At 47.4% G+C, this 10,081-nt stretch carries 5 protein-coding genes; 1 reads left to right on the top strand and 4 read right to left on the bottom strand.

The genetic code is table 11. The features are described 5' to 3' along the window. From VIM72_RS03225 to zwf, 4 genes are all read right to left on the bottom strand, one after another. Positions 1–578, bottom strand: a 578-nt coding sequence (locus tag VIM72_RS03225) for a DUF6443 domain-containing protein (protein WP_332001430.1), incomplete at its 3' end; no start/stop codon positions are given. 63 nt (positions 579–641) lie between these two features. Then, the gene (locus VIM72_RS03220; protein WP_332001429.1) at positions 642–4,682 is read right to left on the bottom strand and encodes a DUF5977 domain-containing protein; all 4,041 of its coding nucleotides are present in this window, start codon (positions 4,680–4,682) and stop codon (positions 642–644) included. A 29-nt stretch (positions 4,683–4,711) separates the two neighbouring features. After that, on the bottom strand, positions 4,712–6,211 hold the full coding sequence (locus tag VIM72_RS03215) for a hypothetical protein (protein WP_332001428.1): 1,500 nt from the start codon (positions 6,209–6,211) through the stop codon (positions 4,712–4,714). 502 nt (positions 6,212–6,713) lie between these two features. After that, positions 6,714–8,219, bottom strand: a complete 1,506-nt coding sequence (gene zwf / locus VIM72_RS03210; protein ID WP_332001427.1) for a glucose-6-phosphate dehydrogenase — start codon at positions 8,217–8,219, stop codon at positions 6,714–6,716. Positions 8,220–8,476: 257 nt separating this feature from the next. Between zwf and VIM72_RS03205 the strand changes: the two genes are divergently transcribed. Next, positions 8,477–10,081 (top strand): TonB-dependent receptor plug domain-containing protein (locus VIM72_RS03205; protein ID WP_332001426.1); only part of this gene is annotated, 1,605 nt, incomplete at its 3' end.

Below are 10,081 nucleotides of genomic sequence, written 5' to 3'. Positions count from 1 at the left end.
CTGCGGGAAGCCACTGAATGCGTGGCCGTGCCTACCCAGTTGGCGCCGGGAGGAAGAATTGAAAGCGTTCTGTTAAGCGGTGAGGCTTCAAATGTTTGCTGGCTGTAGGCCCAGTTCAAACTATTGGCGCCAACATTGGTTTCACCGGTTTGCCCGGCGAGATAGGTATTGTAAAATGCTACCTGCTGCTGTATGGGATTCAGCTTCAGATCGCCGTTGTTGGTAGTGGAGGCAAACGGCAGGTATTCCAGCTGTTCTCTTCCGTAGCTATCATATACATGAGGGATCACCAGGTCATATCCTGAAGGGCTGCCCTGTTTTACTACAGTTTGCAGCGGTCTTCCCAAACCGTCTGTATACTCGGTTACCTGTTCTACTTCCGCACTGGTTTTTGTGCTGATAGCTGCAGCACCTGCTACCGGCACTTTTGCCTTCCAGGTGCGCACACTGTTCACCGGCAACTGGCTGGTGTAAGGCGCCGGCGGCGTTTGTTGTCCCCTTGCCTGCAGGGGAAAGATCATACAGATCAGTATGATGACTGTAATGAGATTTTTATATGGCATGAAACGTTTATTCATAATATTTTTTTTGTTTGCAACGGATCGATATTCCTTTTCCAGGTGAATGAAGCAACGCTGTTATCACGGCGCTCCCCAATAACTATATCCAAGCACCCTATAGGGAGATGTACCGCTGCTGGAAGAAATACTGATCGTATAGGTTCCGGCCGGCATATTACTCAATACAATACTGGATGGCGATGAACAGGTATAAGTGGTTCTGCTGGCGCATAAAGAGCCGTTCCTGCTGGCAGCACCTGTAAGCGAGTAGGAAATGGTGAAGTAATAGGTAGGTTCTCCGTTTACACTCAAAGTAATATCTCCTGCCAGTGTGGAAGTGAAGGTAGCAGAGGTGGTACCGTTGTACGACAGCGAGCCATATTTTATTACCTGTGAAGAAGTACAGGTACCGTTGGTATTGGCATAATTCTGCCCGTTGGCATTCACATCATTTACCGCCTTCTGATCGGCATCCGCCTGGCTGATGATAGAAGTATATCTTCCTGCGGGAACGTTGTACGTAACTGTGCTGCCGTTAAACCCTGCGGCGCAGTTGTTCCTGGTGAAGTCGCCACTTTTCGCTGCACTATAATAAATCAGTGAGCAGGTACCATTGGCATTGGCGTAAGCCTGCCCGTACAAGTCGGCCTCATTCACTGCCTGCTGGTTGGCATCCGACTGGCTGATGGTGGAGCTGTACTTTCCGGCGGGCACCGTGTACACCACATCTCCCGGCTGGTATCCTGCGGCGCAGTTATTTCTTGTTATCGTTCTTGTATATACTGCGCTGGTATAAACCGGGTTATCAGGACAGCCTGTAGGAAGACCGTAATAATTGTAACAGGTTTTGGTGATAATATTTTTATCATCATCTCTCACAATACCTAACCTGCCAAGACCATCGTACTCATAGGTGGTAGTTTTCCCGGCAGGATCCGTTTCGCCGGTTTTACCCACCTGTGGGTCGTAGCTGAAGGTGGTGAGCAAGGCATCCGAAGGAAATACCCGTATATCATCTATCACTCCTGAAAGCGCTACAGGGGCTGTATACACCTGCTGTTTCATCACCCATTTTCCATTTTCCCACGACCAGTACTGCAGGTAATATTTCCTTGTATCCGGCAATGGAAAATTCACGGTGTAGGCTCCGTACTGCGCGCTGGTATAATACGAACGACCGCTGTGCGCGCTGCCTGTAACGGCGCCACCCTGTGTATAATTTTCAAAGCCCTGGTAGAAGAATCCGCGTGTAGCCGTAGACGTTGGCTTCAGGAAATTATAGGAATAACCCATCGCTTTATAATTCGATGTACCACTGCCGGAGGTAATGGACAATGTATAGGTACCCGCCGGCATATTAGGCAGCGTCACTGTTTCAGGGTAAGAGCAGGTAGTGGAAGTTCTGCTTACACACAGGCTGCCAGCGGCATTGGATGGCCCTGTTAAAGTATAGTTGATCCCGTAGGTTTCTCCCGGCGATGGGATAGCAGAGAACACCATGTTGCCGGCTGCATCGTGGGTAAACGTTACCGACGAAGGGCCGGGGGTAATGGTAAGCGTGCCCGACTGCGTTACTATAGTGGAAGAAACCGTAAAAGCATCTTCTGCATTATCAATCACTGCCACCGGTAAATTATCACCATAGCCATACTGGTAAGTGGTGGCTTTTCCTCCCAGCATTTTTTCACTGGAAAGATTGGATGTGGCCGGGTCATACTTGAATAACTTTTGCTTCACCGCGGCGCCACCCATGTAAAGGTCTGATTTTGTCAGGTACAAATTCTGGCTGTTGCCCCATGCGGAAGTAGTATAAGTGTTGTGAATTTCACGGGTAATACCGTTCCTGCTTTCCGTTTCATGGATAACAGGATTAACCACATTCGCATTTGCGAGCGAAGTAACAACGGCCTGTTCACCCGTGGCGAGCCGCGGTATATCTGTATCCTGTGCACGGTACAATGTTTTCACATACGACTTTCCTTTCGAATCGGTAGTAGTAATAGTCTTCACCTGGCGGAGATTGGCAGGTGAAAATCCAAAATTAGTAGTGGTTTGTATATAAGTACCGGGGCGCAGCTGATCGTATTCCCTGTGCACTACCTGCGTAAGCTGGTAATTTTCATACGGTGTAAAATACACAGTATTGAAAGAGCTGTAGCCGGAAGAGCCGCCTACGGCATAAGACACGGTATTCCACTTATACGCCCATGCTTTTTGTGTAGCAGGATTTGTTAACATCGAATAGGCAGTGAGCGGCGTGAGGTCTTCCGTGATCTTTTGGTTGGCAGCATTGTAAACAGTAACGCTGAGCGGCAATCCTCTTTTAAAAGCATAGCTGGTGGAAGAGGTGACATCCGGAACTGCGCCCTGCTGGCCCGGTGTAAGATAGTTGAGGATATCGGGGAAGTCGCTGAAATTAGAGAAGGTGCTTACTGTATACCCGCCATTTTTTTCTGTTACTTTTACAGATGAATAACCAACAAAGTTGCCGTTCAGATCGTACACTTCAGAAGGACATTCTGAAAGTCTCTGATTGATCACGATATTTCCGTTTTGGTTGGCCCAGGCATAACCGATGATAGTGTAAGAAGGACTGAAGACCTGCCCGGTAGAGAGGTTATTAGCATCTACATAACTATAATCTTTATACAGGTTTTCCCCGTTAGGCATCGTTTGCGCCAGTCTTTTTACACGAAGGCCGCCAACGGTAGTATTGGTACCGCTTTTATTATAGTCGTTCAGCTCATACGTTACGTTCCAGCTGCCACCATTCAGTTCCTTTACACCCGTTAACACACCTATTTGTGCGGCCGTAAGATCGGGGTTCCGGTTGTTATCGGGAAATGGTGTAAATACTTTAGGCACATAAAAATTCTGGTATCCCCAGAGATCTACTTCCGCATATGCTTTGCGGTTGGACATGGTATGGGAAGTATTATAGGTAAACGTGCGCAGCGTGATGGGTGTTGCCGTGACGCTGTTGTTCCCTTTTACCCTGATGCTATCCAGCCGGAGCCGCAGCATGTTGGGATCGGTAGATGGTGTGCCGAAATAGCTGTGATTAAAGGAATAGGTATTAAGCGTCATTGGCGGCAGTAACGACGATTGCACAATGCTTACCAGTCGCGCAGCCCCGGGCTCATCCTGCCGGTCGAATGCATAATTGAATTCCACTTTGCCCGCACCTGTTACTATTCTTGAAACATATTTTGGCGGCACTAATGTAGTAACAATGGGGTGCGTGGTATCCCAGTTGGTATTGCCGTAAATATCCCAGGTAACAACGCCTACATAGTGATTAAGCACATCATTGCCGGGAGCGGAGGTATACTCCAATGTAGCCACATCCTTGCCGTTGAGCGTAACAATTTTATCCAGGTACCAGGTAGTGGGGAAGGTATTGGAGTTGCCATAAATAGTAGCGTTGGTATATTCTTTTGAAGCGCTGGCAGAACCGAAATAATAGTGCGTACCATTTTCATCGATGGCTTCAAAGGAGCTGCTGGAATAACCGGAAGTGTTATAAAAATTTTTGGCAATGATTTTAACGCCGTTGTTATTAGACACCGCTATATTCCCGTTTTCATCAAATGTAAACTGGAAACTGAAGTAGGGTGTTTTGATGAAATAAATATCGGGCTCTCCGTCGCTGGTGGGCGGCGTGGAAGTGAACGAACCGGGTAAGGCGGCGCCATTGCGTTTCCAGTTGGCTACCTGTTGTCCGGCATGACCGGTACCCAGGTACCCGTTCGACTGCTCATCCGGGAAAGCGCGTACCACGCGGGTTACGCTGCCGCCGGCATTCAACAGCCATCCAAGGCCCGCCTGGCTGGCATAGTCCTGTACCTTAATTCCTTTTCCGCCAATATAAGTGAGGGAAACGGGGATCGTTAATTCTTTTGACGTGAGCTGGCAAAGAGGGATGTTGGCAGACATCGTACCGGTGTGCAGGTCTACACCTACATCGGAGGTAGCCGATATCGCCACTGTATTTCCCAGGAAGCGGTTGTTGGGGGATGGCAGTACCAGTCCACCGTTTATCTGTGCCAATGCAGGCACAAAGGATAAACACAGGCACGACAGGACCCATAGTTTTCTGAGCAACTTTAATGAATAGGGCATTGCTATTAAATGTTTATGAGAGTAGGGTTTTATAATTTATGTGCAAGACGGATTTTCAAAGGTTGGGCTCTCGGCACCTGGCGGCTGGCCAGCACATCGAACAGTACCTGGATACTGTTTGTTTGCTTACCAATTTTTGTTTTCTTCATTATACCGATCAATGCGCTCTGTTGCCAGAACTTCAATTGATTGATCTGGTCTATTTTTGAAAACTCATGCATATAGTTTTCTTCAGCGCCGGCGCTCAGCCAGAAGGTGTTCTTCAGTTTCATATCGAAGAATGTTCTCAACCCCAGGCCCTGGTTACTCAGCTTCAGATCGTTGATACCTTTGCCCAGGCCCAGCTGGTAGGCAGCGCCAATACCTGCTACGGTATTGTCTGAAAACTTATAGCCAACAGACAGTCCAAGTGCGGAGATCACCGGCAATACACCGGTGGCCGGCTGGTTTTGCAGGTTCCAGCTGTATTCCAGGCGCTGCCACAGCGTTTTCTTGTTCAGGTTATTGGGAGTATACCCATCAGGAAGATCTACATTGCCTGCATCCGGCCCGTTGGCCATTATTTTAGACTGGAGGTTATCTATCTGCTGACGCGCTGTTCTCAGTTGCTGCGACAATGCTCCTGCGGCGCCTGCGCCTCCGCCGGTGATCTGTGTTTGTATACGCGACTGGATCTGGTCGCGCGTTACCAGGTCGGCGCTGCCGCGAAGCAGGCTTTCCGCTGCTGATGAAGCACCAAATAATTCCGACAGCATGGAATGCTTCTCCATAAAGCTTTTGAAAGCCGGTACTTTATCCATCACCTGCAGCGTTTTCTTTAGCAGCTTATCCGGCTCATTCAATGCATCTTTGTATTCGCGCAGCTGTGCGGAGTAGTAGTACAGGTCTTTGTTCAATTTATCGTATGAATTTTTTAACCCGGATGGCAGCGATTTGTATTGCGACAAATACTCTTTGATCAGCGCTTTTCGCTGTTGGATGAATTCCTTTACCTGGTCTGCTTCCTGGAGCTTTCCCTGCAATTCGTTTAGCCCTGCCAGTGATTCTTTCACTTTAGTGGTAGCGCCGCCGGAGGTGTACCTGTCTGCAAAAGACAAAATACCGCGCAGGCTATCCACGTAAGGCTGATACGACCCGGTAACCGCTGTAACCGCTGCTGTTGATTTTGATTTGATGCCGGCAATCTTTGCATCATAGAGCTTGTCAAGCCCTTCAGGGTAAAGATTTTTTGCGGCAGTGCTGTCGAAGCTATACAGCTGCTCATACATGTCGAGGTCTGTTTTCTTAACAGCGCTCAATTGTTTCTCTGCCCGGCGCATCAACTGCGTTTTATAAGCCGACCATTTCTTCAGCGATTGCGCGGCCAGTTTCGAGGGAACAGGAGGAGCATGTACAGCAGTTTGTGAGCTGTCTTTCAGGGCCCCTGCGTTTGTGTGCTGAGCCCATGTTGTATCACTGCAGAATACCAGCAATACAGCAAGGCCGAAACACTTATCACGCATAAATGCTACGTAGTAAAGAGGTTTCAAGATGAAGATATTTTAGGGTACATATGAATATTAATCTCACAGGTATTCATACGGCATTGATGGCGGAAGAAACTTCAGCACTCTCCCCGGGAATCGCTGCTGCAGCGGCGACATCCGGTGTTGACAGATCATTAAAAAGTTATGATAAACTACACATCAATGCAATAGCAATACTGATACGGTTACTGTTTGGTTGAAATAAATAAAGTTGAAATAAATAAAAAAAATACTGAAACCGGGTAAACACAAGATCTGAGGCACAAGGGCAAAAACTAACTGGCTAACATGGCTTAAGGAATTATTTTTAGTGTTCTCTTTTGTTAATAGGGCGTCGTAAAAATGTCCATTTCTATCGTTGAAATAAAAGTATAAAATAAAAAAGATATCGGTGCGGAAATTTATTTCCTCGATAAGAAGGTATTAAAATGAGTATGATATCTAAATGATTAGCATAAAAAAAACCGTCCATTTTTTACGTGGACGGTTTTTTCTATCAGTACAATTATTTTATGCTTTCTTCCCTGGCAGATAAGCGGAACCAGTCTTTCGCATAAGGCTTCAGCAACGTAGTGGCTGCAGTGGGGCCCCAGGTGCCGGCTTTATAGAGATGCAGTTCCTTTGCGGGATATTTTTTCCAGGTGTCGAGGATAGGCATTACTACTTTCCAGGCGGCTTCCACCTGGTCGGCACGCATGAATAAGGTAGGGTTGCCATCCAGTACATCCAGCAGTAATGCTTCGTATGCTTCCGGAATTGTTTCCGTATAGGATTCCTGGTAAGTGAAATCCATCTCCACCGGTTTTAATTTCATTTTCAGGCCGGGGACTTTACTTTCAAACAGTAAACTGATTTCAAGTTCCGGTTGAATACTGATGATCAACCTGTTTGGCGTGATATCATCTTTAAAAATCTTATGGGGAGAATCTTTAAACTGTACTACAATTACAGACGACTGCACCGGCATTGATTTTCCTGTGCGCAGGAAGAAAGGTACGCCTTTCCATCTTTCGTTGTCGATAAATAATCTTGCGGCAATAAAAGTTTCCGTGTTGGAAGCGGATAATACATGTTCCTCTTTGCGATATGCCAGTCGCGGCGCGCCATGCACATTACCCGCAGTGTATTGTCCGCGGATCACATTTTTCAACACCTGTGCAGGCGTATACTGCCTGATATCTTTCAATACTTTCACCTTTGCGTCGCGGATCAGTTCCGACTGGTAAAATTCCGGCGAGTCCATAGCCACAATACATAACAGCTGCAGGAGGTGGTTCTGTACCATATCGCGCAGGGCGCCGGCGCCATCATAATAGCCGCCTCGTTTTCCTACGCCTACTTCTTCTGCCACGCTGATCTGTATATGATCGATATATTTTTTATTCCACAGTGGTTCAAATACGTAGTTGGCAAAACGGAATGCCATGATATTCTGCACGGCTTCTTTTCCCAGGTAATGATCAATACGGTAGATCTGTTTTTCCGCAAAACGTTTGGTGAGGAAGCGGTTCAGTTTTTTCGCGGTTTCCAGATCGGTGCCAAAAGGTTTTTCCACTACAATACGGTCCAGGCCATCGCGGTTACAAATGGTGTGCTTGTATAATCCTTCTGCAATGATTTCGATAAAGCGGGGCGCCACGGCAAAGTAAAAGATACGGGAGCCATGCTGCTTTTGCTTTTTCCCGAATGCTTCCAGTTTTTCTTTCAGGCCGGTGTAGGTTTCTGTTTTCAGGAAATCGCCCTGGAGATAAGAGATATTCTTAGCAAATCCTTCCCATTGTTTTTCATCTGCTTTCCCGTTACGGCTAAACTCATTTACCCCGGCAAGCAGGTCGAGTTTAAATGCCGCTTCATCTTCCGGCAGAAAATCCACGCAATAAATGGTGAATACAGGCGGAAGATGGTTATCGGTATACAGGTTATAAAGCGCGGGTATCAGTTTTCTTTTGGTCAGATCCCCTTTGGCGCCGAAGATGGTGATAGCGGAGGGGAGTGTTTTTCCAGTTTTCATCTAAGCATCGGTTTATTCCCCTGTAATTTAAGCATCATTCCTGGAATCTGCTATGCTTTTTTGGCGCGATGGATTTGAAAATTAAACGAGGCCCGTTGACTTTCTGTTCTTTTAATACTAATTTGCACCCGTTATCAACCATACACCCAGGCAACTCATTACTTTTTCCCGCTTTCCTTCCGGCGCTGTGACCTTGTTTTTGCTGCATAGAGGTAAGCTTTTATCACCGTTATTCAAAAAAATGAACAACGCAATCTATGTTCAGAAAATTATTGGCCGTTAGCATGCTTACGGGTATTACCGTTCCATTGGCGGCACAGGTAAAAACAGACAGCAGTAAGGTATTTACACTTGGGGAAGTGGTTAGCTATGCCCGGCAGGGCGATTCCGCCAGCACGGTTTCCATGGAACAGATCCGGCAGTTTCACCGGCTCAATGTATCCTCAGCCCTTAACCTGCTACCCGGCATCAGCCAGTCAAACGTAGGCCCCCGCAATGAATCCATGATCTACCTCCGGGGATTTGACCTGCGGCAAACGCCCGTTTTTATGGACGGTGTACCGGTATATGTACCTTACGACGGGTATGTAGACCTTGCACGGTTCACTACTTTCCATCTCTCTAAAATAGTAGTAGAAAAAGGAGGCGCCTCCGTGTTATACGGCCCCAATACCATGGGCGGCGTTATTAACCTGCTTTCTTCGAAACCCATACACCGGCTGGAAGTGAATGCTTCCGCCGGATGGCTCAGCGGCGGACATGAAGAAGCGCTCAGCATTGGCAGCCGGCTGAAGAAATTTTACCTGCAGGCCGATATATCGAGGTACCAGCGGGATTATTATCGCCTTTCCGATGATTTTACCAGCACCAAAACAGAAGACGGGGGTAAAAGGAATAACTCATTTAGCAGCGACTGGCGTTATGGCATACGGCTGGGTTATACGCCCAATGAAAAAAACGAGCTGGCCATCGGGTTTTCCCACCAGGATGGTACCAAGGGAACACCGGTATATACGGGAACGGATACACTGAATTCGTTATATAAAAGCCCTCGCTACTGGCAATGGCCCGAATGGAATAAGGAAAGCATTTATTTCCTTTCTAACAGCGCCCTGAATGCAAAAAGTTATCTTAAAAGCCGTTTGTATTTCGACCGGTTCATTAACGTGCTCAAAAGTTTTGACGACGCCACCTATACCACGCAAAAGAAACCTTATGCCTTTACCAGTTACTATAACGACTATACGTTTGGCGGCAACCTGGAATATGGCTACACGCTTTCCGCCGCCAATAGCTTGAAAACAGCCGTACATTTTAAACAGGATGTGCACCGGGAACATAATGAGGGCGAGCCGGAAAGAAAGGTAGCTGATAACACATTTTCCGCCGGTATTACAGACCGTCATGTATTCGATATCCACTGGACCCTGGAGGGCGGCGCCGCATTTAATTACCGGCAAAGCATGGATGCGCAGAACTACAACAGCCAGACCAAAACCATTACCGGTTTCCCGTCGAACAACAGCAACGCATTGAACGCACAGGCCAAACTTGCCTATGCCTTTACCCGCGGACGTTCCCTCACTTTGTCCGTAGACCGGATGACGCGTTTTGCCACCATCAAGGACCGTTATTCCTATAAACTGGGGACAGCCATACCTAACCCGGATCTGAAACCGGAAAATACGCTCAATTTTGGATTACAGTACAGCGATACCCGGCTCCGGAACATCAGCCTGGATGGAAGCATTTTCTATAACCGTATCGGCAATGTGATCCAGAATGTTAACAACGTGGTGTACGACACTACAAAAAAACAGTGGCTATCGCAGGCGCAGAACAGAGGCCGCGCGGAGTACTAC

It is taken from the genome of Chitinophaga sp., from assembly GCF_036569185.1.
Taxonomy (GTDB): domain Bacteria; phylum Bacteroidota; class Bacteroidia; order Chitinophagales; family Chitinophagaceae; genus Chitinophaga.
Note: the sequence above shows the minus strand (reverse complement) of the source record. Positions and strands in the feature narration are given on the sequence as shown.

Bases quoted from the DNA above. Each gene is read 5' to 3' on its own strand.
- zwf (WP_332001427.1), bottom strand. From the start codon at position 8,219: ATGAAAACTGGAAAAACACTCCCCTCCGCTATCACCATCTTCGGCGCC.
- VIM72_RS03220 (WP_332001429.1), bottom strand. From the start codon at position 4,682: ATGCCCTATTCATTAAAGTTGCTCAGAAAACTATGGGTCCTGTCGTGC.